Source organism: Kitasatospora sp. NBC_01302, from assembly GCF_035976515.1.
Classification (GTDB): Bacteria; Actinomycetota; Actinomycetes; order Streptomycetales; family Streptomycetaceae; genus Kitasatospora.
Genome location: NZ_CP108404.1, coordinates 3,389,802 through 3,414,913, shown reverse-complemented (window position 1 = coordinate 3,414,913; position 25,112 = coordinate 3,389,802). Strand labels below are relative to the sequence as shown.

Here is a 25,112-nt window from a genome sequence, read left to right as displayed (position 1 = left end):
GGGCCGAAACGACTCTGGGATACTGAAGCGTGTGACCACCGCGCCGCCGCCGCAGCCCTTCGCCTACCTGAACGCCCCCAAAGCCCAGTTGCACGGCCAGGTGCTGGGCGTGTTCGCACAGGCGAGGGAACGGTTCACGGTGCACCTGCGGCCCGAGGACGTCGTCGCCGAGCTCCGACAGGCGCCTGAGCAGCAGGCCTTCTCGCTGGAGGCGGTCGGCGCTTCGCTGGAGCAACTGGTGGAGTGGGGCAACCTGCGGGCTGACGCCGACACCGGCCGGGTCACCTCCGTCGAGGACTTCCACCGTGCTCGCTACCTGTACCAGCTGACCCGGCACGGCCAGGCGGCGCTGCGTGCCGTCGCGCTCTACGAGGAAGCGCTCGGGCAACGCGGCCAGCTGCAGTCCGTCGCCCTCGCCGACATCGCGGAGCAGCTCGGTCCGCTGCTGGCGCTCGCCGAGCAGGAGGACCCGGACCCGGCCAAGGTGCACCTGGCGCTTCTTCAACTGGCCGACCGCTTCGGCAGCCTGGCGGACAACGCGCAGGCGTTCATGGCCTCGCTGCGTCGCACGGTCGACTTCCAGGACGGTGACGAGGAGGCGTTCATCGCCTACAAGGACCGGCTGGTGGAGTACATCGAGCGCTTCATCGCGGACCTGGCCAACCGGGGCGCGCAGATCGCCGACCTGATCGACCGCCTGGAGGTGGCCGGGGTGGGCCGACTGCTGCTGGCGGCTGCCCGGCGCGAGGCCGTCGACGCCGTTCCGCTGGGCGATGAGGGTGCGGACGAGGCCGAGGCCGATCGGGCCAGGCAGGCGGCTCTGGCGCCGGCGCTGGCGGCCTGGGAGAACCGGTGGCGTGGGCTGTCCGACTGGTTCCTCAGCCGCTCCAGCCGCCGGCCCTCCCAGGCGAAGCTGCTGCGCGGTGCCGCGGTCAGCGCCATCACCGGGCTGGTCAACACCGTCGCTGCGCTCAACGAGCGGCGCGGCGGCCGTAGCGACCGCTCGGCCGATTTCCGGGCGCTGGCCCGGTTCTTCGCCGAGGCACCCGACGACGCGGCGGCGCACCGGCTGTGGCGCGCGGCCTTCGCGCTGACCCCGGCCCGGCACCTGACCGTGGACGCGACGACCGAGGCGGCGTGGCAGGACGCGGATCTCGCGCCGGCCACACCCTGGGGTGAGGCACCGCCGCTGGAGATCAGTCCGCGGCTGCGCGAGACCGGTTCGTACGAGCGGCGCGGCGCGCCCAACCGGGTCGCCGACCGGACCGCGGCCCGGCAGGCGCTGGCCGAGCAGGTCGAGCGGGAGGCGGCGCAGACGGCTGCCGCGAGGGCGAGGCTGGCCACCGACGGTCCGGTACTGCTGTCCGCCCTCGCGGGCCCGGACGGGCTGGACACCCAGGAGTTCCGGCTCTTCCTGGCCGTGCTGGGTGACGCGCTGTCGGCCCGGGTGCCGGGGGAGAGCGAGTCGTCCGCGATCACGGGCGACGGGACGATGGAGGTCCGGTTGAAGCTGGTGGACGCGGAACAGGTGGTCGAGATCCGCACGGTGGACGGTGTGCTGTCCGGCCCCGAGCACGTGGTCGAGATCATCGACCTCGCCCCGGCAGGAGACCCCGAGTGAGCGCCGTGCCGCTGGTCGACGCCCAGGCGGAGCGCCGCCGCGCGGCCCGGGCCCTGCTCGCCGCGCCGCTGCTGACCATCGTCGACGAGGCCGCCAAGGAGGACTTCCGGCTGGTGCGCAAGTACGCGGCCGAGCTCGCGGCCTGGTTCACCCAGGAGACCGGCTGGCGGCTGGTGGTCGACACCGAGACGGCCCGGCTGTTCAAGACGCCTGCACGACTGGACGACGCGACCCGCCCCGCCCGCGCGCCGCGCACCAAGGTGGCGTTCACCCGCCGGCGCTACGTCCTGCTCTGCCTGGCCCTGGCCGTGCTGGAGCGTGCCGACGCGCAGGTCACGCTCGGCCGGCTCGCCGAAGGCGTGCTGACCGCCGCGGCGGATCCGGCGCTGGCGTCGGCCGGCGTCGAGTTCCGGATGGAGCGCCGGGAGGAGCGCTCCGACCTGGTGGCGGCAGTCCGCCTGCTGCTGGAGTGGGGCGTGCTGCACCGGGTGGCAGGCGACGAGGAGGCGTACCTGTCCGCCTCCGCCAACGACGTGCTGTACGACGTGCGTCGGCGGGTGCTGGCGGGCCTGCTGGCCACGACCCGCGGTCCCTCCACCGTCACCGCGGCCGAGCCCGAGCGGCGGCTGCTCGCGCTGACCGAGGAGGTCCTGCCGGACACCGACGAGTTGCGGTTGCGCTCGCTGCGCCACCGGCTGACCCGGCGACTGCTGGACGACCCGGTCGTGTACTACGACGAACTGCCCGAGGACGAACGCGCCTACCTGGTCTCCCAGCGGCACGCGATCACCCGTCGGATCACCGAACTCACCGGCTTGGTGGCCGAGTCGCGCGCCGAGGGTGTCGCCATGGTGGACCCCGACGACGAGTTGACCGATGTGCGGATGCCGGAGCAGGGGACCGAGGGTCATGTCACCCTGCTCATCGCCGCGCACCTCGCCACCACGGACGGTCCGCACACCGAAGCGGAGCTGGTCCGGCTGGTGCGCGAGCTCGCCCTCCAGCACACCGCGTACTGGCGCAAGTCCGCCGCCGAACCGGCCGCCGCTGCCGACCTGCTGACGCAGGCCCTGGACCGCCTGAGCGCCCTGGACCTCGTCACCCGGGACGCCGACCGGGTCGGCGCCAAGCCCGCCCTCGTCCGCTACGCCCTCGCCGCCCCGACCATCCGGAAGGCCCGCACCCGCTCATGACGCTGCCGCAGCCGACCAAGACCCGCTGGCAGCCGTTGCGCGCCGGGCTGGTCGACATCTTCTACTACGACGCCGAGGAGTTCCGCTTCCACGACGGCCGACTGCTGCTGCGCGGCAACAACGGCACCGGGAAGTCCAAGGTGCTCGCCCTCACCCTGCCGTTCCTCCTCGACGGCGAACTGGCGCCGAACCGGGTCGAGCCGGACGGCGACCGGGCCAAGCGGATGGAGTGGAACCTGCTGCTCGGCGGCAAGCACCCCCACGACGAGCGCACCGGCTACACCTGGCTGGAGTTCGGTCGGATCGGCGAGGACGGCCTGCCGCAGTACCGGACCATCGGCTGCGGGCTGAAGGCCGTCAAGGGACGCGGCATCGCCAAGCACTGGTTCTTCACCACCCCGCTGCGGATCGGCCCCGAGCTGCCGCTGCTCTCCGCGACCCGGGTCCCGTTCACCCGGGAGCGGCTGCGCGACGCCCTGGGCGGCCGCGGACTGGTGCACGACACCGCCACCGAGTACCGCCGCGCGGTCGACGAACAGCTCTTCGGCCTGGGCCAGGAGCGCTACGAGGCACTGGTCGGGCTGCTGATCCAGCTGCGCCAGCCGCAGCTGTCCAAGAAGCCGGACGAGAAGCTGCTGTCGAAGGCGCTGACCGAGTCGCTCCCGCCGCTGGACGCGGCTCTGGTCGGCGAGGTCGCCGAGGCGTTCCGGGGCCTGGACGAGGAGCGGCATGCGCTGGCGGCGCTGTCCGAGGCGTCCGGTGCCGCCGCGAGCTTCCTCACCCACTACCGCCGCTACGCACAGATCGCCGCCAAGCGCCAGGCCGGCGTGCTGCGCGTCGCACACAGCCGCTACGAGCACCTGGGTCGCGACCTCGGCGAGGCGGAGGCCGAACACGGCACCGCCGAGCAGGAGCTGGCGCACGCCGAGCAGAGCCTCGCGGAGCTGGAGGACAGCCGGGTCCGCCTGACGGCCGCCCGTGACGCGCTGAACCGCAGCCCCGAGATGGACGCGGCCCGCGAGCTGGAGCAGGCCGCCCGCACGGCCGAGACGTTCGGCCGGGCCGCGCTCGACCGGGAGGCCGCCCGGGAGGCCGCCCGGCGCACCGCGGCCGACTGGAGCCGTCGCGGCGCCGCCGCGCTCGCCCAGACCACGACCGACCAGCACGTTCTCGACCAGGCCCAGCTCGCCGCCCGCCAGTGCGCCGAGGAGGCGGGACTCGACCACCGGGCGGTCGCCGAGGCGCTGGAACGCGATCATGCGCCCTACCAGGACACCCGCCGCACCGGCGAGCGGGCGCTCGAACGCCGCCGCCAGGCCGTCACCGGCCTGACCGAGCTGCTCGCCGCCACCGAACGGGCTCGCGGCCGGGCCCGTGACGCCCAGGTGGAGGCGGGCCGCCGGGCCTCGGACCTGGAGGCCGGGCGGGAACGCGTCGCGCTCGCCGATCAGGCCGTCCTCGGCCAGGGCGGCGAACTGGTGACCTTGTACCGGGCCTGGACCCTGGGCACCACCGAACTCCGGCTCGCCGACCCGGACCAGGCGTTGGCCGCCCTGGAGGCGTGGACCGAGAGCCTGGACGGACCGAACCCGGCGGCCGAGGCCGCGGCTCTCGCGCACCGGGATCACGCGGCCGTCCTGACCCGCAGGGAGACCGAGCTCGACGCCGAGCGCGCCGCCGTCCGGCGCGAGCAGGGCGCGGTGGCGGAGGAGATCGCCCGTCTGGAGTCAGGTGGTCACGACGCCCCGCCCGCCGTGCACACGCGCGACCACCACGGCCGCTCCGACCGCCCCGGCGCACCGCTGTGGCGGGCGGTGGACTTCGCCGACACCGTTCCGCCGGCGGAACGGGCCGGGATCGAGGCGGCCCTGGAGGCAGCCGGCCTTCTCGACGCCTGGCTCACGCCCGACGGCGCCCTGCTGGACCCGCGGACCCACGATGCCGTGCTGCTGCCCGGCCCACCCGCCGGGGGCGCATCGTTGGCGGCCGTCCTGCGCCCGGCCGTCGACCGGGACGACCCGCAGGCCGCCGCCCTCGGCGACGAAGCGGTGCTCGCCGTGCTCGCGGCGGTCGGACTGGGAGCGGACTCGCCGTGTGCGAGCTGGGTGGCCGCTGACGGTGGCTACCGGCTCGGTGTGCTCGCCGGCTCCTGGAGCAAGCCCGCCGCCGGCTACATCGGTGAGGGCTCCCGCGAGGCGGCCCGCCGCGCCCGGCTTGCCGAGCTGACCGAACGTCGCGTCGAACTCGCCGCCGCTCTGGGCATCTTGGACGAGCAGCGGGCGGTGGTCCGGGAACGCGCGGTGGTCCTTGCCGCCGAGTTGCGCGCCGCCCCCACCGACCAGGCGCTTCGGGAGGCGCACGCCCGCCGTGGCCACGAGGCGGAGGCGGTGCGACGCCTGTCGGAACGTCAGATCGAGGCGGAGGGCGAGGCGGTGACTCGGCGCGAGGAGGCCGAGGAGGCCGCCGCTCGGGCCGAGGAGTACGCCGCCGACACCGGCCTGACGGCCGATCGGGAGGCGCTCGACGCCGTGCGCGAGGCCCTGTCCGGTTACCGCGCCGCCCTCGCCGCGCTGCTGCCCGCGGCTGTGGCCCGGGCCCGCTCCGCTGCCGACGCCGCCGAGGCCGCCGCGGAGGCGGAGTCCGCCGCGCAGACCCTGGCCGATGCCGTCGAAGCCGCCGAGGGCGCGCGCCGCACGGCCGAGGCTGCCGCCGAACGGCACCGGGTACTGGGCGAGACCGTCGGGGCGAGCGTGGAGGAGCTCTTCCGGCGCCTGGCCGAGACGGACGCCGCCCTTGAGCGCCGCGACGGCGCCGAGAAGGCCGCCCGGGCCGCGCGCGACACGGCCCTGGCCGCGCGGGCGAGGGCGGAGGGCCGGTACACCGAGATCCGCGCCCGGATCGGCGAGGCCACCGGGGAGCGGGAGCGCGCGGTCACCGCACTGCGGGCCTTTGCCGCCACCGGCCTGCTCGCCACCGCCGTCCCCGGGCTCACCGTCCCGCCCTCGGACGAGCCCTGGGTCCCGACCCCGGCCGTCGCGCTGGCCCGGTCCGTCCACCAGGAACTGGAGGCCGTCGACGATGCCGACCGGCGCTGGGAGCTGATCCAGCAGCGGATCACCGCCGAACACAAGATCCTCACCGACGCGCTCGCCCGGCACGGCCACTCGGTGGGCATGACGCTCCACGAGGGCGTCATGGTCGTCGACGTGCTCTTCCAGGGCCGCAGCCACGACGTTCCCGCGCTCGCCGCCTCGCTGGGCGAGGAGGTCGAACAGCGGGGCCGCCTGCTCTCCGCGAAGGAGCGCGAACTCCTGGAGAACCACCTGGTGGGGGAGGTCGCCGGTGCCCTGCAGGAGCTGATCGCCGGTGCCGAGGAACAGGTCCAGGCGATGAACCGGGACCTGGCGGAGCGCCCCACCTCCACCGGTATGGCGCTGCGCCTGCTCTGGCAGCCCGCCAAGGACGCGCCGCAGGGCCTCGAAGCCGTCCGCACCCGCCTGCTGCGCCAGTCCTCGGACGCCTGGCGTCCGGCCGACCGGGCGCTGGTCGGTGAGTTCCTGCAGGCCAGGATCGCGCAGGATCGCGAGGAGCACCCCGGCGACTCCTGGGCCGACCAGCTCACCCGCGCGCTGGACTACCGGGCGTGGCACATGTTCACCATCCAGCGCCGGCAGGACGGCCAGTGGAAGCCCGCCACCGGTCCGGCCTCCGGTGGCGAGCGGGTGCTGGCCGCCTCGGTACCGCTGTTCGCCGCCGCCTCCTCGCACTACTCCTCCGGCAGCCCGCACGCACCGCGGCTGATCGCCCTCGACGAGGCGTTCGCCGGGGTGGACGACGACTCCCGCGCCAAGTGCCTGGGCCTGCTCGCCTCCTTCGACCTCGACGTGGTGATGACCAGCGAGCGCGAGTGGGCCTGCTACCCCACCGTGCCCGGGATCGGGATCGCCCAGCTGACCCGGCGTGAGGGCTTCGACGCGGTGCTCGTCACCCCGTGGCGCTGGGACGGGCGCGAGCGCTCGCGGGAGCAGCGGCCGGTGCCGCACGTGCCGGCTGCGGCGCACGTGCCGGCAGTGGCGGTGAAGGCGGTACCGCAGTCCGACCTGTTCGAGTTCGAGGAGGCGTAGGCCGGTGCCCGACCTGCCCCGGCTGCGCCGCATGCTCGGTGGTCCCGAGACCGCCTGGCTGGTCGAGCGGGTGCGCGAGCGGCTGGCGGCGGGACGCCCGCTGGACACCGCGGTCGTCCTGGCCGCCGCCTCCGTCGAGCAGCGGCGCGCCGTCGAGCTGCTGCTCGGCCGCCGGCTGCGGGCCGGCCGCTCGCTCTCGGTGCCGCTGGCCGATGTGGACCGGGTGCTCCGCGAGTCCCTGGCCTGCCCGGACGGGCTCGCGGCCGCCGTAGTCCTGCTCACCGGGCCGGTCGCCGACCGCCGGGCCGAGGCGCTGGCCTCGGCCGAGGCGTGGCGGGCCGCGTTCGTGCCCCTGGACGCCGCCTGCGACCGGCCCGACCTAGCGCCCTGGCGCGCGCGGGTGGAGTCCACCGGCCTGCTCAAGCGGATCGCTGCGGGAGATCCTTCGGTGGCAGGTCGGTTGGCCGACCAGGCTGCGCGCGTGCTGGCCGAGCTGACCGCTGACGAGCTGTCCGCCGGCCCCGGGGCCGCGCTGACCCTGCCCGTCCTCGCCGCCCGCTGCCTCGGCGACGCGCACGCACTCGACGAGGGGCGGCCGCTCGCCTCGCTCGTCTGGTCCGCCGTCAAGGCGCTGGCCGGGCTGTCGGACGAGGAGGCCGGTGGCGCCGAGGGCCGCCGCGCGGGCTGGGCCGCGGTCGGCGTGGCGACCGACGAGCTCTCCTCGCGGGTGCTGACCCTGGGCCTGCCCGGATCGACCCACGGCACCACCGGCCGGATCCTCGCCGCCGCGCGGGAGGGCGGCGAACCCTGCGTGCTGACGCTGCGCCAACTCGCAGCTGGGGTTGGAGCGGTGCCCGAGTCGGTCCGGGTCTGCGAGAACCCGGCGGTGGTCGCGGCGGCGGCCGCCTCGCTCGGCGCGGACTGCCCGCCGCTGGTCTGCGTCGAGGGCAACGTCTCGCTGGCGGCGCGCACGCTGCTCGGCCGGCTCGCCGAGCGCGGCAGCCGGCTCGCCTACCACGGCGACTTCGACTGGGGCGGCGTCCGGATCGCCGCAGGTCTGCTGCGCCTGCCCGGTGCTGTCCCGTGGCGCTACGACCACGCCGCCTACCTCGCGGCGGTCGAACGCGGCCTCGGCGCGCCGCTCACCACCGGGACCCCGGCGCCCACACTCTGGGACCCCGCGTTGCGCGAGGCCATCGAGGCGCACGGGGTCAGGGTGGAGGAGGAGCTTGTGCTCGGTGAACTCCTGGCCGACCTGCGCGGGTCGTGCGGGTAGCGAGGCGGCCCCTCGCTCGGGTCGGGTCTCGGGTTGGGTGGCGAGGGGCCGGTTGCCGGGGCAGGCGGTGGAGTCGGCGTGGTGGTCGAACTCGCCGTCCTGGACGCCTTGGGTCCCAGGCGTCCAGGTAGGCGACGCCACGCTCGGGCGGCAGGGGCTCGCCCGTACCACTGTCCGTGCAGGACGCGTTGAAGACCTCGGCGGCGCTGAGCGGGAGCAGGCGACCTCCGCGCACGGCCCAGCCCCGGAGTTCCTTGACGGGGATCCGGAGCCCCGCTTCGGTGGTGATGGCGGTGCGGTCGGTGAAGGCACGCAGCAGTACGCCGGCGGCGTGGCCGTGGTCGAGCATGAGGCGGAGCGAGGCGGCCACGTTCGGCAGCTCGACTTCGGGGGCGCCGGTCTCGTCGATCCGGACCCCGGCGGTCATCTCGTTGACTGTCAGGATGCTGGTGCTGCCAGGTCCGCACGGTTCGACGAGGGCACGGACCAACTCCTCCACCCGCTGCCTCGGCAGCGTCTGCGCCAGTGCGATCAGGCCCAGCCGCCGCGCTCGCTCGGTGCCGCCCCGCGCCTCACCGTCCGTCTGGACGTCGGGCCGGCCTCGGAAGCCACCGGGTGTCTGCGCCTTGTCGCAACCGTCGTTCGAGCAGGTGGTCGTGATGCGAGAGGACTCCCCGGACGTGCTCATCGCAGCCTCCTCGGCAGCCGGGGCCGAACGCGGCCCCACCTGATGAACAATCTGTCACGGGAGGCTGACAATCCGTTCCGGGGCCGTGTTCCCGACTGCGGCCGGCGCTGCTGGGTGCGTTGTCAGTGGCACTCCTTAGCGTAGTCGCATGGTCACGCCATGGAGTATCGCGGCAGGTCGAGTGCACGAGCGTCTGGGGTCGGCTGCCGGGATGCGCCCGGTCGTTCTCGGGGAGGGGCGGCGATTCGCCCTGTGGGAGCTCGCCTCGCTCGCGGAGGGCGCGCTGGGCGAGCAGGTCGAGCCTGACGCGTTGACACCGTCAGCCGAGCGAGAGCTGCGCGCTCGGTCCGGGGCCGCGGGCCGGGAGGCTCCCGGCTGTGGCCGCTATCGCCGGCGGTACTGGATCCTCGGGGCGAGCGGGTCGCCGGTCGGCACCATCGCCGTGGACAACTGGCCCAAGGGAGCCGGACAGTTGGGCCTGTCATCGCTGTACCTCCGTCCGTCCGCTCGCGGCCGGGGGTTCGGCGGTGCGGCGCTGGACACGGTGTACCGGGTCACTCTGGCCGAGGGTCTGCGCGGATTCCGACTGGATGCGCACTGGACCTGGCAACGCGCCGTCCACTACTACCTCAGGCGCGGCCTGTGGGTGGTCCTCTGGAAGCACGACCTCGGGTTCGCGCGGACGCCCCAGCTCCCCCGCTACGAGGTCCGGGACGAGAGCGACCGCCTGGTCTTCCTGGTCGAGGAGGAGCGCTCCGGGTTCACGCCGCTGCTGGTCGCCCGGCGCGAGCGGCAGTGGCTGCGATTGCGGGAGACCGAGGCGTCCCGGCGAATGGAGGCGGGCGACGCGGGCAGTTGGGTCCACGGCTATGCCCGGTCCACGTTCGCACTGCAGCTCGCGGTACGGGGTTGGCCGCTGGTGCGGAGCTCCGAGAGCTGGGCGCAGGCGTGGCGGTGGTCCGATATCGGCGAGCCGGAGGGGCTCGCCTACAAGATCGAGCTCTTCGAGGCGGCTGCCCGCGACGACGGTTGGCGCGTCGACACCGCCTACCGCCCGGTGCCCGTGGAGGATCTCGCGGACGGGAGTTGACGAGGCGCGGGTCCGAGCGGGCGCAACGATCCGATGGCCGTCTTCGGGCGTCTTCCACCATCGCCACCGCCGGGATTCCAACCTTCCGGGCTCTCGGCCCCGCCACCGGCCGACGACCGCGGGCCGGCGAGCGGCACGCCTGCGGTCGTCGCCCGCACTCCTGCTTGTACTCCGGTTCAAAGATCAACCCGAGGTCGCTTCTATCTGACCGATCGTGCGGTCGCTGACCGTACCGCGAGTGTGCCGCGGACCGCCCCGGAACCGACGCCGTCAGCCGCGAACGCTCGGATGGGTGTTCGATACAGGGCTCCAGCCGCCTCCGGCAAGGTGGCCGCACGGTCGTGCTCCGACCTGCGAAAACGCCCCGTTGGTCCGGTGTGGACCGACGGGGCGCAGGGGTGCCCCCGGCAGGACTCGAACCTGCGGCCAAGTGCTTAGAAGGTATCGAGCCGTTAGCGCTGTGCTCACCTGGCGTTTTGCCTGGTCGCAGCTGACCAAGTTAAGCCCAGGCACTTGCTGTCTAAACGATCTCACTTTGGCTTGATCAAGACGGCTCCGACGAAGGAACCGCCCCCGGGCCCATCGTAGGGCGCCGGGGGCGGACCTGGACTGCGACTCCACCATCCGGGTGGAACGGGCGCCCCGTGCAAGGGCCCTGCCGCAGTCCGCTCATGGGGCGCCGGTCGGCACCGCAGGTTGCCGCATATTTGCGGCTGACATTTGATCATGCAACGGTCAGCGTGGCTAGGTGCCGACCGATCCACCACATTGGGTGCTCCAGCAACGCCAGACCGTCGGCCGACGTATTCGAACTCTCCGGGTTGAACGGGGCCTGTCGCAAGAGCGTCTCGCTGAGGAAGCTGGCGTCCATAGGCATACCGTCTACCGCACCGAGCTCGCTACACACTCCGTCAGCATCGACGCCTTGGCGCTCATGGCCCACGCCCTCGGGGCGCCGATCTGGCAACTTTTCAGAGAAGAGCCGCCCGGTCCCGGCGGGGGGTGACCGGGCCGGGCGGCCTGCCGGCGGCTCAGCGGTGGGGGCTGAGCCGTCCGGTGCCCGCGTCGGCTGAGCGGCTGGGGGCCGGCGCGGGGGCTTGGGTGAGGTTCCGTCCGATGACGGTGCGTCCGGCCCGGTGCGTGACGGCGTTCCGCCAGTCCCGCTCGGTGTGGGGCTCAGAGCGCGCCACGGGCCACCAGCTCGGCGAGGTCGGCCTGGGCGGCGGCACGGGAGGGGTAGAGCCGCGGCGCGCTGTCGACGTGGTCGACGACGAGCACACCATGCTGGCGATCCCGCAGCGCCCAATAACCGGAGCTGAGCTGCTCGGGCTGGTAACGGCTGGTCGACGCGATCTGACAGTCGGTGCAGCGTCGGACCCGCTCGTCCCGCACCACGCCGTCCGCGACCCGCGTCGTCTGGAGCTCCCCGAGGTGCGGGGCTTTCTGGGTGCCGCAGCCAATGCACCGGCCCGGTGCCGTCGTGATCTCTGCCATGGACAGGACGGTAAAGGGGCGCCGGGTGCACGGGACGAGCTGTCAGCTCGGGTGAGCCGTCAGCTCGTCCCAGTCTCACAGAGCGCCCATGCGCTCGGCCAGAGCCTCGGCCTGCCGGGCGTGCATCGTCCGGGCCCGGCGCACCAGACCGAGCATCATGTCGCGGGCCATTGGCTGCCTGGCGAGGTCCTCGGGTGCCATGCGTTCCAGCTCCAGCAGGTGGAGGAGCACAGCGGCGTCTTCGCGCCGTAGGTCGTAGCAGCGGGCTACTTCCAGCGTGAACGTGAACTCGCGTTCCATCGACGGCAGGCCACTGGTGTCGACCGTGTCCGCCATGCGCAGGGCTTCGCCTGCCTCGCCGGCCTCCATCTCGATCGAGATGCGGTGCAGTTCGACGTTGGTGGGCCCGTACACGGTCCAGCCGATGTTGCCCTCGCCTACCCGCAGCGCGATGGCCCGAGCCTCGTCGAGCCGTGCGCGGGCGGTCCACCAGTCTCGGCGCCGGGATGCAGCGACCACAGTGACCAACTGGAGGGCGCCGGCCATCGCCCTGCACTTCTCCTCGCCGACGGCGACGCGCGGCTGGAGCTCCTCGGCGGCCCGCATCGTGACCTGCTCGGCACCGTCGGGCTCGTCGGCGGCGAGCAGGACGTGGCCGAGGTTCCATTGGGCGGCGGCAATTCGCAGCGGGTCGTCGGCGTCCTCGGCGGCGCGGACGGCCCGGTCAGCGGCCATGAGGGATAGGTCGACGCGGCCGGTGCGCCGCAGGTAGGAGCGGAGGAGGAAATAGAGATCGGCGGAGCAGCGGAGGGCCTCGCGGTGTCGGCTCGGGTCGCTGCGGTGGGCGCGTACGGCGTGCTCAGTGTCAGCGATGAGGGTGGGGAGGACCGTGGCGGCGTCGGTGAACCGGGTGGGGGAGGTCTGCCAGCTGCGCCAGGCCTGCTCGATTCGCTCTCGGAGGGTGGGCAGTGGGGTGGGTTCGGCGCTGCGGGCTGGCCCGTAGCCCATGAGGGCCTGGGTGATGGCCGGCTCGGTGCTGTCGGCTGGTGCGGCCGTCGGCGCGGGGGTTTGGGTGAGCAGGGCGGAGGTGGGCACTCCGAGCTCCTGGGCGATGGCGTGCAGGACGGGGATGGTGGGGGTTTTGAGGCCGCGTTCGATCTGGCCCAAGTAGTCGGGGGTGATGCCGACAAGTCCGGCGAGGACGTCTTGCCGGCGCCCGGTCTTGTTGCGGTAGTGCCGGATGCGGTCGCCGATGGGGAGGTCTGGGGCGACCATGGGCGGCTCCTGTCGTGGGCGGGGGTCTTTAGGGTAGGGGGAGTTGGCGGGGCTTTGTGGCGGTCATCAACTTCCGTGCGGGCAGGGTTAAGGAGCAGGTATGACGCTGGTGCTATGGGATGTTGACCACACGTTGATCGCTACGCGTGGGGTCGGGCGAGAGGCGTTCGCTGCCGCGTTCGAGCGGGCTACTGGGCGCCGGCTGGAACGCCAGGCGGAGATCACCGGCCGCAGCGAGCTGATCATCTTCCGGGAGACGCTGGCGCTGCACGGGCTCCCCCGGGACGCAGTCGGCTTCGCGACGTACACCGAGCTGCTGGCGGACGAGTACATGCGGCGAGCCGCTGGCCTGCGCGAGCGAGGACATGCTCTGCCGGGGGCCGCGGCTGCCCTGGACGCGCTGGCCGGTGTGCCGGGGGTGGTGCAGACGGCGGCGACGGGCAACGTGCGGCCGGTTGCGGAGATCAAGCTGGAGACGTTCGGGCTCGACGCGCACATGGACTTCGAGGTGGGGGGCTACGGGGAGGATGCCGAGGTGCGCGCGGACATGATCCGGGTCGCACTGAGGCGCGGTGGCGTCAAGCCGGCCGACGCGATCATCTTTGGCGACACGGTGACGGATGTCGAGGCTGGCCGTGCGACCGGGGTGTTCGTCGTCGGAGTGGCGACGGGGCGGACGAGTGCGGAGGAGCTTGCCGAAGCTGGTGCCGACGTGGTGCTGCCTGGCCTGGGGGACACGGCGCGGGTCGTGGGCCTCGTGCGGGAGCGCAGCGGAGGGTGAGGGGGGAGCCGCGATCGAGTGAATCGAACATGCGAGCGATATCCTGGGTCGTGTGGACCACGAAATCGCCCCTCACCTGCGTCGATACCCCGGTGACATTGCCAGGGCCGACCGTGCGGACATGACCGGCCCCGGGCCGATCACGGATGTCGACGCCCAGCAGGTCGTGGTCGTGGCGGTCGACGGGGCGTGGCGGCTGGCGACGCTCACGCGGTGGCGGCGGCTCCCGAGCGGCAGCCGGGTGGCGCACATCCGGTGGTCCCGGGCGCCGCAGGATCCGGTCGGCGGCTGGGCCTGGGTCCAGCATGATCGCGAGCGGCTGATGCCTCTGGCGCGGGAGGCCCTCGACGCCGTCGGCCTCATCTGACCGCACCCGGAAACGCAAAAAGCGCCCCCGCCTGACCCGAAGGCCAGACAGGGGCGCTGCTACTGCTGGGGTTCCTTCATCGGTTCGACTCTGCCGCGGCGTCCGTCCGCAACCATCCGCGCCCGTTGGTGCATGAGCACCGCGAGGATGATCAGCACGGCGACGCGCACAACCCGCAGGACGTCCGCAATGCACCCCGTCGGCCACAGCGTCGCCGCGACGGTGTACGCGCCGAGCAGACCGATGCTGAGGGTCGCCGTCATCATGTGCCGCCCGACCCGGCTGCTTCTCCACGGAGCCCGCCGATACACCAGCACCGTCCGGACGCACGACAGGGCGATCAGTGCCGACGCCCCGGCGTTCGCCAATTGGGACCAGTTCAGGCGAGAAAGATCGGCAATGGCCAACATCATCGGGCGCCTCCTTCTAGCGTCAACCGGATCGCATCAGCGAAATGGTTGAGCTCTCTGAGCCCCCTCAGTTGATCTGCGGCCCAAGCCACCTCGCCGGCCTGCCCCTCGCTGGCCATCCGGTCAGCCTCGGACCGGCGCAGGGCCGCTTCCGCCTCCCTCTGGCCCTGCGTCGTGCGCGGCGCCAGCCGCACCAGCGACACCGGGTCAGGGCGGCGACGCCACAGCCTCCGAATCCACCGTGGCACCGGCTGTCACCTCCCGGTCAGGCCGTGGCAACGACGCCAACAGGTGCGCGGCGGTGCGGGACAGCTCCAGCAGCTCCCCGGTTTGACTTTGGGAAAGGTGACGGCCGGCCTCCGACGTCTCGTAGGCGGCTCGCCACGTGTCCCGCTCCGCCGTCAGTTCCTTGATCCGTGCGTCCCGGTCCGCCAGCCGCGCGTCCCGGTCCGCCCTGACATCCCGCACCGTCGACCGCGGGACCAGCGCGCCTCGTAGCACCAGCACCACGATCAGCATCACCAGCCCAGCCGCGCCGCCCTGCAGCAGGCTGATGCCCATCACACCCGGAGCCCCCTCTACCGCGTTGGCCCAGATCACGGGCTCCTATCGCTCGACGGAACCAAGGTCAGGCCTGCAGGCGCGTTTCGACGAGCCAGGAGCACGGCACGTCAGACGCCGTGTCCGTCGCCGTCAGCGGGACCCGGCAGACGCTGGCCTTGTCGTCGCCGGACTGCAGCCACACGTGGGCCCGCGCGTCCGTGGACTTGATGTCGACCATCTGGATGCGCCAGCCGCCAGCGGTGTTGTGGACCGCGACGCGCAGCCGGATCGGCGTCGTCAGCGCGTCCGTGAAATCGCAGGCGAACGACAAGTCGACCATGCTGTAGGGCCAGCGAGAGTCGCCCAACGTCGGCAGCGGGATCACACCGGCCTTGCTCCGGTCGGTGATCAGGCCGCTGGGGTTGCAGGCGAACCCTGCCGGGATCTGTCCGATAGCCACGTCGTCTCCTGTCTGAGGGTGCGCCGGGGTCGCCGGCTGCGGCTGGGGTGCGGGTGCAGGCGGGGGAGGGGGCTGGAACGAGAGTGCCCACTGGCGGAGGGCAGCCGTGGAGCCGAGCGGGCAGTAGTCCTGGTCGGCGCTACCGCTGTCACTGAACTGGTGGAACATCCAGTGCGCCCGGATCCCCGGCTGCCCGGCAGGCAGGCCCGCAGTCGCGATCCACAGGAAATCCTGCACGTATCCGGTCGTGTCGATGTTGTCCCAGTAGTCGAGGCTGCAGTACAGCCCAACCGGCAGATGGGGTGCCTTGGACTTCACGTACCGGAGCCACGCCTCCTTGTAGGCGAGCTGGGTCGCGTGCGGCACAGCCGAGTTGGCCGTGTCGTAGCCCTCCCAGTCCAGGCACAGCAGCTCACTTGCGGCCGGCAGCGCCAGGGCGAGGAACCGATCCGCCTCGGTCTGCGGCGAGTTCGCCATGTTCGGGTAGTGGTAGTACCCGACCACGAGCCCCGCCCCGCGCGCGTGGTCGCGCTGCGCGGTCCACTCGGGGTTGGTGTAGGTCATGCCCTGGGTGACCTTGATGAACGCGAAGGACAAGCCGGTCGTGTCCGGCGTCGCCGACTGGTAACTCGCCCAGTCCTGGCCATAGATCCCCACCTCAGTCACCGCCCTGCATGGGCGACAGGCCGAGGTGCTCGGCGATCTGGTCGGACCGCTGCGCCAGGTATGTCAGCGCCTGGTGATCCGAGTCGGCCTTCAGGTTCCGTTTGGCGTCCGCCCGGTTCGCCGTGTTGCCGAGTACTGGCAGCGCCCACAGCTGGATCAAGTTCGAGAGGAACAGCAGGAAGCTGAACGGGTACTTGTCGCCCTTGAACAGCCAGATGCTGGCCTCGGCCAGCGCCATCCAGCCGAGCTGCCAGCCGACCAGCAGCCAGAACGTCGTCATGGAGCCGAACACCGCGCTGATCTTGTCGCCGAGGCGGTCGTTCAATGCCTGGTGAGGGTGCTCCACTGCCGGGTGGGGGTTGATGGCCATCAGCTGATCAGCCCCCTCACAAAGTGCTGCCCCTCGAAGTCGCTGGCCGATGCAACATGCGCACCGCCATGCCCGCGATGGTGGAACTGGCACAGCCACTCAAGGTTCTCGGCGGTCTCCACCCAGGCCCCCACCTCGTCGGGCGTGTCCACGCCCGGGTACTGGCGGGCCAGCAGCGCCAGGTCAACCTCGTTCTGGAGCGCCCACTCGATGTGCGTGTGATGCAGCTCCAGCGGCTTATCCAGGGTGCAGTCCGAGAAGTCGCCGCGGCGCCTCCCGACCGCGCACTGGTACAACTCGGGGTCGTCCTTGGTAGCGCGGTGGTAGTGGTCGAAGTCCTTGTAGTGGGGGTCTCCGGGCCGGGAGCCGTGCTCGGGGTAGTGCACGACGTAGCGGTGCGATTCGCTCTGGTCGTGGGCGGCGACCTCGTGGGGGTCGGGTGTGGCCATCACAGCCCCTTCGCGGTGAGCCAGGTGTGCGCCGCCGCAGCGAACGTGGCGTCGGCCGAGGCCGGGGCAGGCGTGGGCGTCGGAGTGGGGCTCGGGGTCGGCTGGGGCTGCGGGGCCGGGGCGGGGATCGGGTTGGGCTTGCCGGTCAGTGCGGCGTAGTCCTGGCCGAGCTGGTACAGCGACGCGCCGAGCACGTCGTTGCCCGTCGCGGCGCTGACGAAGTCGGGGGTGACGATCACCCATGCCTCGTCGAAGTACTTCTGGAAGAACGCCCAGGTCATCTTCTGGACCGCGCCCCAGGTGACGCACTCCAGGCCGGTGGCGTCGTAGGCGCCGATGGTGACGCAGTGGCCACCCTCGATGCTGGCACCCTTGACGACGTCCCAGGCCTGGTGGTTGTTGAACTGGTCCATGGCGCTGGACGGGAAGTTGAAGCCCGTGTAGACCTGCCCGAAGGTGGCGATGGCCTGCTTCACGGCGGTCAGGTTCGACAGGTCGACCTTGGCGAACGCCACGATCTTCTCGCCGAGGAACCCGCTCTTCTGCCAGTACTGCAGCACGTCCTGGCAGACAGCGCCCTGATCGGTCGGGTTGTCGCCCGACGGGCCCGCGTTCGGGTCGAACCCGGTGACGGCGGAGTACAGGGCGAGCGCGTCGGCGGTGGTGACGGCCAGCACCTGGTGCTGCTGGTTGACGTACACGTCACCGATCCGCTTGTGCCCGACGCCAGCGCAGGTGCAATCGCCCCACTCGTCGTTGCCCAGCATCCCCCAGTCCGCCGCGGGGACGGGGGTGAGCCAGTCGGAGGATGCCGGGGGAGCGGGCAGCGCCGCGAGGGCTGGGCCGGCCTGCAGGGCGGCGCGCGTGGGCTGGGCCGGGAGCCGGCCGCCGCGGAACGTGAGGGTCATGCGATGCCTCCGGGCATGCGAAAGCCCCGCACGGCGGCGGGGCTTGAGAGTTTGGAGTCAGCTTGCAGGTGGGGCCGGGACCACCCAGCCGGTGGTCAGGGCAGTCGTCGTGATGCCGGGCGGAGCGGCAGGCGGCGGGGGCTCCGGCGTGCAGTCGCACCCCGGTAGATGGGCGACGCACGGGGCCGTACAGGTGGCCTCATGTACCTGTGCCGCGGCTTCCAGCTGGATGGCGTGCACCGCACAGGCGTACACGGTGACGGCCGTGTCGGTCGCGGTCGGGACCGCCGCTGCATCTCCGAACTTCTGCTGCGTCGCCGCCACGAGGGCATTCAGCTCTGCGGCGGTGGGGCGCCGGCACCAGTGCGCGACCGGTGCTGCGCCGCACAGGGTGCACTGCACGCTTGGCGTCAGGGTTGCCAGCGGGGCGGCCGTCGGCGCGATGTCAGGCATGAGACCACCTCACCCATAGTCCGGTCCTCAAGTCCCCGTCCAGGATTGTGTTCAGGGCACTGCCGGTGTTCTGGTAGCCGCAAATCTCCACGTAGTCGCCGACGTTGAGGAAGACGTCCTTCGTGGGGGTGACGACACCCAGCTCAACAGCCGCGCCCGCATTGATGTAGGCGGCCCCGCCGAGGACCGCCACGCCGTTGACCTGCATTTTGACGGCCCGGAACCCGGTCGCGTTCCCGGTCGGGGCGTACACGCCACAGCAGGTGTACCAGCCCGGCACCCCCACCTGGCAGGTGTACCGGGAAGGATTCGTGACGGCGGAATGGCCGCCGTACGTGTCGGTGGGACTGGTGTCGAAGTTGAGCGTTGTCCACGAACTCGTGGGGATGGACTGGGCCGTGGACTGGTAGCCGACGAAGTCCGGCGGCTGCTGCGCGTACGTCAGACCGTTGTAGACGTTGGCGTTCCACAGGGCCGACGTCACATAGTTGCCCGGGACTTCTGATGCGAGGATGGGGATTGCGAGGCCCAAAGCAGCTCCCTCAGTATGCGAAGGCGATTGATCCGAATTGGCTGGTGCTGTCCCAGGTGTTGGCTGCCGAGACACCGGCCGGCAGCGGCTCGCACACCGTGTCGCCTGCTGAGTGCGATTTGGTGGTGACGGCCTGGAGGGCGACGCTGGCGGTTGTCCAGGTGCCGGTGGCGTAGCCGACGGAGTAGACGGTGACGGTTTCCTGGTTGGCTGTTCCCAGTCCGAGGATCAGTTGCTGACCGGGGCCGATCTGGGCTGCGGCCGGATTGATGTTGTCGGCGCCCGCGTTGATGCTGATGGTGGTCGAGCCCGCCCCCGGGGAGTTGGCGAGAGTGGTGTGGAAGCTGGCGAACAGGCCGTAGGGGGTGGGGTCGACCGGGCTGCACTGGAGGGTGACCCAGGCTTCGCCGTCGTCGCCGAATTCCCAGGCGATGTTTTCGACGAAACAGTCGATCTGATCGGTGGGGGCTGGCGCCGGGGGGCGCCGCATGACGCGCACCCGCATCCCCAGCTCCAGCGACAGGCAGACCGGCCATAGCAGGGCGGGGTTGGCGGAGGGGTGCAGTTTGATGCTGCTGACGCGGACAGTTGGCTGCTTGTACCTGCTGAGGAGGTAGTTCGCGGCGTCCTGGCACTCTTGGGTACTCGTGGTGTTGATCGTTCGGGTCAGTTGGCGCGTGAAGTAGTCGGCGATCGAGGTGGAGTCCTGCGCCGAGAAGGCCTGGTTGGTCGATTCCTGGGTGACAGCAATCTGGTTCGCGAGCCGAGTGGGGTCGAGTTCGGTTGCGGCGTCCTCGTAGGGGATCTCACCGCCGGCCGCGTTCTCCCCGAAAGTCCATACTGGGGTCAGCGAGTTGTAGCGGTCGGAGCGCGCTCTGAAGGTGACGACCCCGGCTCTGTCGACGTAGTGCGCGCCGTTCTCGGTGTCGACGACGGCCTGTAGCGCGGTCAGAACGTCCTGTCCGTCGGTGGCCGCGGGCCCCATGCTCGTGGTCAGGCCGGTCTGGATGCTGGTGGGGCCGCTGAAGCCTGCCCAGCCGAGGATGCGGCTGTACCTGGTGTCCGAGGAGTCCCCTGTGCACGCGGACTTCCATGCCTGGTACATGGGGGTGAACTGGGTGGCTCCGAAGGCTGTCGGCCACTCGGCGGCGAAGGCGAGGTCGCCCTGGTAGTTGAATGCGGTGCCGTTGCCGACTGTCGGGTCGACGTATCCGCCCAGGTTGTCGCTGATCAGCCCGGTCGGTTCACACCGGGGGTCCACCGACACGTAGTTGGTGGCTGAGCCGTCGAGGCTGACGGATGCGGAGGCTGTGGCGTGGGAGTAGGCGAACAGGAAGAGGTGCCAGTTCCCGTCGGCGACGTTGGGGCTGGGGCTGACGGGGAAACTGTAGGCGAAGCCAGTGGGCCCGGACATGAATGCTTCGACCTGGCCGCTGGAGGTGATGAAGATGACGAACTGTGATCCCCCTGACTGCGGTCCGAAGCATGACCAGATGTAGGCGACCGTGCTGGGTGTTCCGGCCGTGTAGCGGAAGGCGATGGCGCGGGTCCAGGACCCGGACGGGGCGGCGGGGCCCTTGATCCCGGCGGAGCCGAGGCTGATGTAGGTGGCCGGCGCCGTGATGTTGGTGCCGGGACTGGGATTGGACACGGTGACGACCGTTCCGGTGGACCCTGTGAACGTACCGCTGCTGGTCGTTGCAGTGATCTGATTGCCGGACGTCAGCGTTCCCGCACCGTACTTGGAGATCCCCAGCGGAGCCGGCGGGTAGGCGCCGGTTGCGTCGGTGAACGTCTGCGCGCCCTGGGGGTCGCCGAGCGTGTACAGGAACCGCGGGCCGATGGAGTAGAACTCCTCGGTGAGCGGGTCCCTCAGGGTCCGCTGACTGAAGAGGGACAGCGTGTCGACGCCGGTCGGGGACACGATCCCGTAGGTGCCCGACATGGTCCAGGAGGACGGGAAACGCTCGGTGAAGCCGGCCCAGACCGGGTAGGTGACACCCGGAGCGACCCATGTACTTGGGGCCGCCGCCTTCTCGACCTGCCAGCCGTCGGCCTGCAGTACCGTCGCCGATGACGGGCTCGCCGAGGACAGGGCCACACCGCTGATGCAGTAAGCGGAGTTCGAGGGGGCTGTGCCTGTTGCGGTGACCTGGGTCCACGTAGCGGTAGACGACCCGACGAGCGTGGTCGGGCTGCCGACGACCGTGGAGATGGTCGTGCCGGTCGGATCAACCCAGCGCAGGAACGCCTGCACTGGCAGGCTGGTGCTGCCGGTGACGTTGCGGACCTGCATCTGGATGCTGTACGTCGTGCCGGGCTCGCAGGGCACCTGGGGTGTCCAGCACGGCCACAACCCTGAGGCGCTTGATGCCGGCACGGCGAACTGAAATACGTTGCTCCCCTGCCACGCGGTTCCGGAGGCGACGATACTGCCGCCGGTGCTGTCCGTCTGAGAGAACACCGAGATGCCCTGCTGACCGCCGGGGATCAGGCCGGGCGAGTAGCCGCCGAGGTCACCGCCGGTCGCCTGGACCTGTGTCAACAGATTGACGGTCGGCGGCCATTGGGCACGGATGCGAGCGGGCTGGTACGGCATGATGTGCCCGTACCAGGGGCCGCCCGTGTTGAGGGGGTCCAGGGATCCGTCCTGGTTCCGCCATTGGGTGTTCAGGGTGCCGCTGCGGATCTGGTCCAGCTCGTATTGGCGTCCGCGCTGGACGGCGATGCGGCCCCGGGTGCGGCTGGTGACCTCCAGGTAGCGGTCCAGGGGCTGGGCGCCACCGTTGCATGTCCAGTGGGGGCCCCATTCGTGGAGCATGAGGGGCCAGTTGGTGTTGATTGCCACGCTGGCCTCCTAGCGTCGGGCGTATTGCTGCCAGGTCTGGGAGTTGCGCATTCCGAGCTGGTACATCTGGCGTTCCATGACTGTCCGCAGCTCCTGCTCGGAGAGCACGGATCCCTGGACGGTGACGTTGAGGACGTAGGTGGGCGTGCTGCCGCCGGGAGTGGGGCCTGCGGCGAGCGATCCGTAGGGGGCGGCGGCGCCCGTCAGTGACCCGCTGCCCGTGCCGGTGAGGGCGAGGTTGGCGGTCATGGTGGGGGACAGGCTGCCGATGTGGTCTGTGATCCCGGTCAGCTGGGACTTGAGCGCGGGGATCTTGTTGGTGATGCCTTGGATCAGGCCGGTGATCAGGGATTCGCCGGCGGGGGTGAGGAGTTTGGCGTCCTTCTCCGGCGGGCCTTTCCAGGAGGTCAGGTCGCTGGTGAGGGACGTCAGGGTGCTCTTGACGGAGCCGATGGCCGACTTGATGCCGTTGACGAGACCGCTGATGATCTTGGAGCCGGCGTCCCAGAGCCAGCGGCCGGCGTCAGCGAAGATGCTGGCGATCTGCCCCGGCAGCCCGGCGATCCACCCGACCGCGGTCGATATCGCCGAGGTGATCCCCTGCCAGGCAGGGTCGATGACGTTGTGCCACAGCCACAGGGCGACATCGGCGATGCCGTGAAAGGCAGGCGACAGGACGTTCTGCCAGAGCCAGACTGCGACTGCGGCGATCCCGCGGAACGCCGGCTCGAAGACGTCGTGCCACAGCCACAGGGCGATGTCCGCGACAGCCTGGAAGGTCGCCTCGACCACGACGCGGAACTCCGTGCAGTGATTCCACGCATACACGATCGCTGCGACGAGCGCCGTTATCGCAATGATCACCAAGCTGATGGGGGTGGCATCCAATGCCGCATCCAGCAGCCACTGGGCGGCCGTCATCACACCGTCCGCCACCGCCGACGCCAGGGTCGCGACCTTCTGCGCGATCCAGGACGCCGCGGCCGTGGCCGCCTCCACACCGGCATCGAACGCGGCCTTCCCCGAGGCGACGATCCACTCCAGCGCACCCTTGGCCGCAGTGCCCGCAGCGGACACCGCAGCCGACAGGCCCTGCCAGATCGCTGCCGTCTTGGAGCCGAGAGCGGACAGCCCAGCGGACAGGCCGGTGGTGATCCGGCTGCCGATGGCCTGTGCCGCGGTCGTCGCACTGCTCGCCCACCCGGATATCGCGGTGCCGAGCGAGGTGCCCCAGCCGCGGACCGTCCCGGCGATGCCGCCGCCCAGGGATCGGACGGACTGCATGGCCGAGCTGCTCCATCCGGAGATCGCACCCGCGACGTCCGACCCCTTGTCCTTGACGGACTGCAGGAACAGGCTGGCGTCGACCTTGGTCGGCATCACGTTCTTCACGGCGTCGCCGATGGAGGAGCCCCAGTCGGAGACGGTGGAAGCGATGGTCGATCCGGCCTGCTTGAACGCGCCGATGTACGACTGGAGCTGGAACTTGGTGGCACTGAAGGCCCCGGAGAGGAGGTCGCCGGCCGCGGATCCGCCGGACTTCAAGGAGGCCCAGCCGGCCGAGATGGCACTGCCGATCTTCGGGAAGAAGCCCTGGATCGCGGAGATTGTGTTGCCCTCGGCGTCCGTGGTGGCGGCAGTGCCGAAGAGGTTGCTCTTGATGCTCGTCAGCTGGTCGAGGATCTGCTTGCTTTGAGAAAAGGGGAAGTTGACGATGTCCTTGGCCAGCCCGGCGACTGCGCTGACGGTTTTCACTGTTGCGAGCAGGGTGAGTCGGAGGGTCAGCGGGATCAGGAAGCCGTCGATGATCCACGTCATGATCGTCTTGTGCTTCTCCGCGAAGCTCGCGAAGTCGGACATGGCCGGCGCGACCACGTCCTTGAGGACCCCGCCGACGGCCAGCAGACCGCCGAGGATCGCGGCGCCACCGATCTTCTCCGCCTGCGGGACGACCTCCTTCATCAGGACGTCCGCCAGGCGGCGCCCCGCATCGATGAATGTGCCGATGTCGTCCGAGACTTCCCGCAACACCTTGCCGAGCTCCTGCATCGGCGTCAGCGGCACCGGCGCCGCCAGCGCACCGCCGTGCTGCTCGCCGCCCGCGGTCGTCTCCACCGCGCCCTCGCCCGGCTTCGCAGTCTTCCCGGTGAAGCCCGAAGCGATCCCCGAGATCGCCGAGGTGAAGTCGTGGACGACCGGGGCGCCCCGCTTCTCCAGCAGGTCGATGAACTTGCTGATCTGCGGAATCAGGAAGTCGCCGAGGCGGATCATCACCGAGTCGAAGCCGGCGCGCAGCTGCTTCAGCTGCTGGCCGAGCGTCTGCTGGACCAGGGCGAAGCCTTGCACCTTGCCGGACGCGTCCGCAGTCGCGGAACCGACTGCTTTGATCGTGTCGGACGTCGCCTGGAAGTTGGCACCAACCGTGGCCAGGGCAGCGTTGGCGCCCGGGGCGGTGCCCATCATCGCCTTCAGCGCCGCGGCAAAGGCCGGGGTGCCTTCCTTGCCGGCCTTGGTTGCCGCCTGCGACACGTACTCCATCGCATCGGTCAACCCGTTGGGCCCGTTCAGCTTCTGCTTCAGGACGTCACTGGAGAGGCCGTACTCCTGGAATGCGGTTGCCATCGTGCTCGTCGGATTCAGCAGCGACCGCAGTGCCTGCGCCAGATTCTGGCTGGCCCTCTGCGCGGTGAACCCGTGGTTCGTCATGTTCGACAGGGCCGCCATGACGTCCTGGAAGGAGATGCCGGCTGCACTCGCTGCGGGCACGATCGATGCGAATGCGGAAGAAAAATCTTGAAGGTTCGTCTTGCCGTGCGCAACCGCCGCGATCATCTGGGAGGTTACGTTCGCCGCCGCCGACGCCTTCAGGTGGTAGTCCACCAGGACGTCGGTCAGGGCTTTGGCGACCGTTGTGGTGTCGGCGCCCTCAGCCGCGGCACCCTCCGCGGACGCCTTCAAAACCGTCAGACCGTCCGCTGCGTGATAGCCGGCGGCCTCCACGTAGTACATGGCCTGCGACAGGTCGTCGGCAGAGACGCCGACCTGCCCGGCCATGTTCAGCATGCCCTGGCGGACCATGTCGATGGCCGAGGACGACTCGCCGGCCGAGGTCACCAGCCGAGTCGTGGAGCTCTGAAACGTGCTGGCCATCTTCACGGCCTCGACGCTGATCCCCGCGACGCCCAGCGCCCCGAAAGTGGTGACAGTGTCCAGCGCACCGCCCAGCCCGAGGACCTTGTTACCCAGCAGGTCAGATGATGCCGCGGACTCCGTCGAGGCCGCGCTGGATTCCCGCGAAGCAACCGCCAGGCGTTCCATCGATGCCGCGGCCGTGTCCGCAGCAGCGGCCAGGCGCTCCAACCCGGCCGCTGCTTCGGTGCCTTCCGCCGCGCCTGCGGCCCCGATCTCGCCCAGGCTTGTGCCTGCCTCCGTCGCGGCAGCAGTCAGCGCTTCCAACTGGGCGATGAAGTCGTCGACCATCCCGCCGGCCTCGGCCAGGCCGACGGTGAACGGCTCCGTGATCGCACTCAGGGTGATCCACAGGTCTGCAACCTCGGCCACGAC

General features: G+C 71.1%; 21 protein-coding genes. 8 read left to right on the top strand and 13 right to left on the bottom strand.

Features of this window, described 5'->3' with window-relative positions; all coding sequences use genetic code 11:
- Positions 1–31 precede the first annotated feature (31 nt).
- The 6 genes from OG294_RS14515 to OG294_RS41115 all read left to right on the top strand — a co-directional run bounded on the left by OG294_RS14515 (position 32) and on the right by OG294_RS41115 (position 10,998).
- Positions 32–1,621, top strand: coding sequence for a TIGR02677 family protein (locus OG294_RS14515; RefSeq protein ID WP_327066924.1), 1,590 nt, complete (start codon positions 32–34; stop codon positions 1,619–1,621).
- A complete protein-coding gene (locus tag OG294_RS14510; RefSeq protein ID WP_327066923.1) occupies positions 1,618–2,814 on the top strand; it encodes a TIGR02678 family protein in 1,197 nt (398 codons plus the stop codon). The genes OG294_RS14515 and OG294_RS14510 overlap by 4 nt, the downstream gene beginning before the upstream one ends.
- The gene (locus OG294_RS14505) at positions 2,811–6,938 is read left to right on the top strand and encodes a TIGR02680 family protein (RefSeq protein WP_327066922.1); all 4,128 of its coding nucleotides are present in this window, start codon (positions 2,811–2,813) and stop codon (positions 6,936–6,938) included. The genes OG294_RS14510 and OG294_RS14505 overlap by 4 nt, the downstream gene beginning before the upstream one ends.
- Positions 6,939–6,942: 4 nt before the next feature.
- Entirely contained in the window at positions 6,943–8,214 is a 1,272-nt protein-coding gene (locus OG294_RS14500) for a TIGR02679 family protein (protein WP_327066921.1), read from the top strand.
- A gap of 899 nt (positions 8,215–9,113) precedes the next feature.
- Positions 9,114–9,992, top strand: coding sequence for a GNAT family N-acetyltransferase (locus OG294_RS14495; RefSeq protein WP_327066920.1), 879 nt, complete (start codon positions 9,114–9,116; stop codon positions 9,990–9,992).
- A gap of 748 nt (positions 9,993–10,740) precedes the next feature.
- Complete coding sequence (locus OG294_RS41115; RefSeq protein ID WP_442789158.1) at positions 10,741–10,998, top strand: helix-turn-helix transcriptional regulator; 258 nt, start codon at positions 10,741–10,743, stop codon at positions 10,996–10,998.
- A 170-nt stretch (positions 10,999–11,168) separates the two neighbouring features.
- Here OG294_RS41115 and OG294_RS14490 read toward each other — a convergent pair whose 3' ends face one another.
- Positions 11,169–11,486, bottom strand: coding sequence for a hypothetical protein (locus tag OG294_RS14490; RefSeq protein ID WP_327066919.1), 318 nt, complete (start codon positions 11,484–11,486; stop codon positions 11,169–11,171).
- A 75-nt stretch (positions 11,487–11,561) separates the two neighbouring features.
- Positions 11,562–12,761 carry a helix-turn-helix domain-containing protein gene (locus OG294_RS14485; protein WP_327066918.1) on the bottom strand — a complete coding sequence of 400 codons (1,200 nt, stop codon included), beginning with the start codon at positions 12,759–12,761 and terminating at the stop codon, positions 11,562–11,564.
- Between the two features lie 100 nt (positions 12,762–12,861).
- Between OG294_RS14485 and OG294_RS14480 the strand changes: the two genes are divergently transcribed.
- On the top strand, positions 12,862–13,542 hold the full coding sequence (locus OG294_RS14480; protein ID WP_327066917.1) for an HAD family hydrolase: 681 nt from the start codon (positions 12,862–12,864) through the stop codon (positions 13,540–13,542).
- Positions 13,543–13,594: 52 nt separating this feature from the next.
- Positions 13,595–13,909 (top strand): hypothetical protein, encoded by a 315-nt coding sequence (locus tag OG294_RS14475; protein WP_327066916.1) that lies wholly within the window; start codon positions 13,595–13,597, stop codon positions 13,907–13,909.
- A gap of 59 nt (positions 13,910–13,968) precedes the next feature.
- Here OG294_RS14475 and OG294_RS14470 read toward each other — a convergent pair whose 3' ends face one another.
- The 11 genes from OG294_RS14470 to OG294_RS14425 are packed head-to-tail and all read right to left on the bottom strand — an operon-like array spanning position 13,969 to position 25,109.
- On the bottom strand, positions 13,969–14,322 hold the full coding sequence (locus OG294_RS14470; protein WP_327066915.1) for a putative phage holin: 354 nt from the start codon (positions 14,320–14,322) through the stop codon (positions 13,969–13,971).
- Entirely contained in the window at positions 14,319–14,513 is a 195-nt protein-coding gene (locus OG294_RS41110; RefSeq protein WP_442789327.1) for a DUF7620 family protein, read from the bottom strand. Before OG294_RS41110 ends, OG294_RS14470 begins: the two co-directional genes overlap by 4 nt.
- Positions 14,514–14,526: 13 nt before the next feature.
- Complete coding sequence (locus tag OG294_RS14465; RefSeq protein ID WP_327066914.1) at positions 14,527–14,919, bottom strand: hypothetical protein; 393 nt, start codon at positions 14,917–14,919, stop codon at positions 14,527–14,529.
- 28 nt (positions 14,920–14,947) lie between these two features.
- Positions 14,948–15,979: a glycoside hydrolase family 25 protein gene (locus OG294_RS14460; protein WP_327066913.1), complete on the bottom strand. Its 1,032-nt coding sequence runs from the start codon at positions 15,977–15,979 to the stop codon at positions 14,948–14,950.
- A 1-nt stretch (position 15,980) separates the two neighbouring features.
- Positions 15,981–16,358: a DUF1003 domain-containing protein gene (locus OG294_RS14455; protein ID WP_327066912.1), complete on the bottom strand. Its 378-nt coding sequence runs from the start codon at positions 16,356–16,358 to the stop codon at positions 15,981–15,983.
- A complete protein-coding gene (locus tag OG294_RS14450) occupies positions 16,358–16,807 on the bottom strand; it encodes a hypothetical protein (RefSeq protein WP_327066911.1) in 450 nt (149 codons plus the stop codon). The genes OG294_RS14455 and OG294_RS14450 overlap by 1 nt, the downstream gene beginning before the upstream one ends.
- A complete protein-coding gene (locus OG294_RS14445; RefSeq protein ID WP_327066910.1) occupies positions 16,807–17,715 on the bottom strand; it encodes a hypothetical protein in 909 nt (302 codons plus the stop codon). The genes OG294_RS14450 and OG294_RS14445 overlap by 1 nt, the downstream gene beginning before the upstream one ends.
- A 57-nt stretch (positions 17,716–17,772) precedes the next feature.
- Complete coding sequence (locus OG294_RS14440) at positions 17,773–18,168, bottom strand: hypothetical protein (RefSeq protein ID WP_327066909.1); 396 nt, start codon at positions 18,166–18,168, stop codon at positions 17,773–17,775.
- A complete protein-coding gene (locus OG294_RS14435) occupies positions 18,161–18,700 on the bottom strand; it encodes a hypothetical protein (protein ID WP_327066908.1) in 540 nt (179 codons plus the stop codon). Before OG294_RS14435 ends, OG294_RS14440 begins: the two co-directional genes overlap by 8 nt.
- Before the next feature lie 10 nt (positions 18,701–18,710).
- Positions 18,711–21,548, bottom strand: a complete 2,838-nt coding sequence (locus tag OG294_RS14430; RefSeq protein WP_327066907.1) for a hypothetical protein — start codon at positions 21,546–21,548, stop codon at positions 18,711–18,713.
- Between the two features lie 9 nt (positions 21,549–21,557).
- The gene (locus tag OG294_RS14425; protein ID WP_327066906.1) at positions 21,558–25,109 is read right to left on the bottom strand and encodes a phage tail tape measure protein; all 3,552 of its coding nucleotides are present in this window, start codon (positions 25,107–25,109) and stop codon (positions 21,558–21,560) included.
- Between the last annotated feature and the right edge of the window lie 3 nt (positions 25,110–25,112).

Bases quoted from the DNA above. Each gene is read 5' to 3' on its own strand.
- OG294_RS14450 (WP_327066911.1), bottom strand. From the start codon at position 16,807: ATGGCCACACCCGACCCCCACGAGGTCGCCGCCCACGACCAGAGCGAA.
- OG294_RS14495 (WP_327066920.1), top strand. From the start codon at position 9,114: ATGCGCCCGGTCGTTCTCGGGGAGGGGCGGCGATTCGCCCTGTGGGAG.
- OG294_RS14505 (WP_327066922.1), top strand. From the start codon at position 2,811: ATGACGCTGCCGCAGCCGACCAAGACCCGCTGGCAGCCGTTGCGCGCC.
- OG294_RS14455 (WP_327066912.1), bottom strand. From the start codon at position 16,358: ATGGCCATCAACCCCCACCCGGCAGTGGAGCACCCTCACCAGGCATTG.
- OG294_RS14440 (WP_327066909.1), bottom strand. From the start codon at position 18,168: ATGCCTGACATCGCGCCGACGGCCGCCCCGCTGGCAACCCTGACGCCA.
- OG294_RS14445 (WP_327066910.1), bottom strand. From the start codon at position 17,715: ATGACCCTCACGTTCCGCGGCGGCCGGCTCCCGGCCCAGCCCACGCGC.
- OG294_RS14470 (WP_327066915.1), bottom strand. From the start codon at position 14,322: ATGATGTTGGCCATTGCCGATCTTTCTCGCCTGAACTGGTCCCAATTG.
- OG294_RS14490 (WP_327066919.1), bottom strand. From the start codon at position 11,486: ATGGCAGAGATCACGACGGCACCGGGCCGGTGCATTGGCTGCGGCACC.
- OG294_RS14485 (WP_327066918.1), bottom strand. From the start codon at position 12,761: ATGGTCGCCCCAGACCTCCCCATCGGCGACCGCATCCGGCACTACCGC.
- OG294_RS14480 (WP_327066917.1), top strand. From the start codon at position 12,862: ATGACGCTGGTGCTATGGGATGTTGACCACACGTTGATCGCTACGCGT.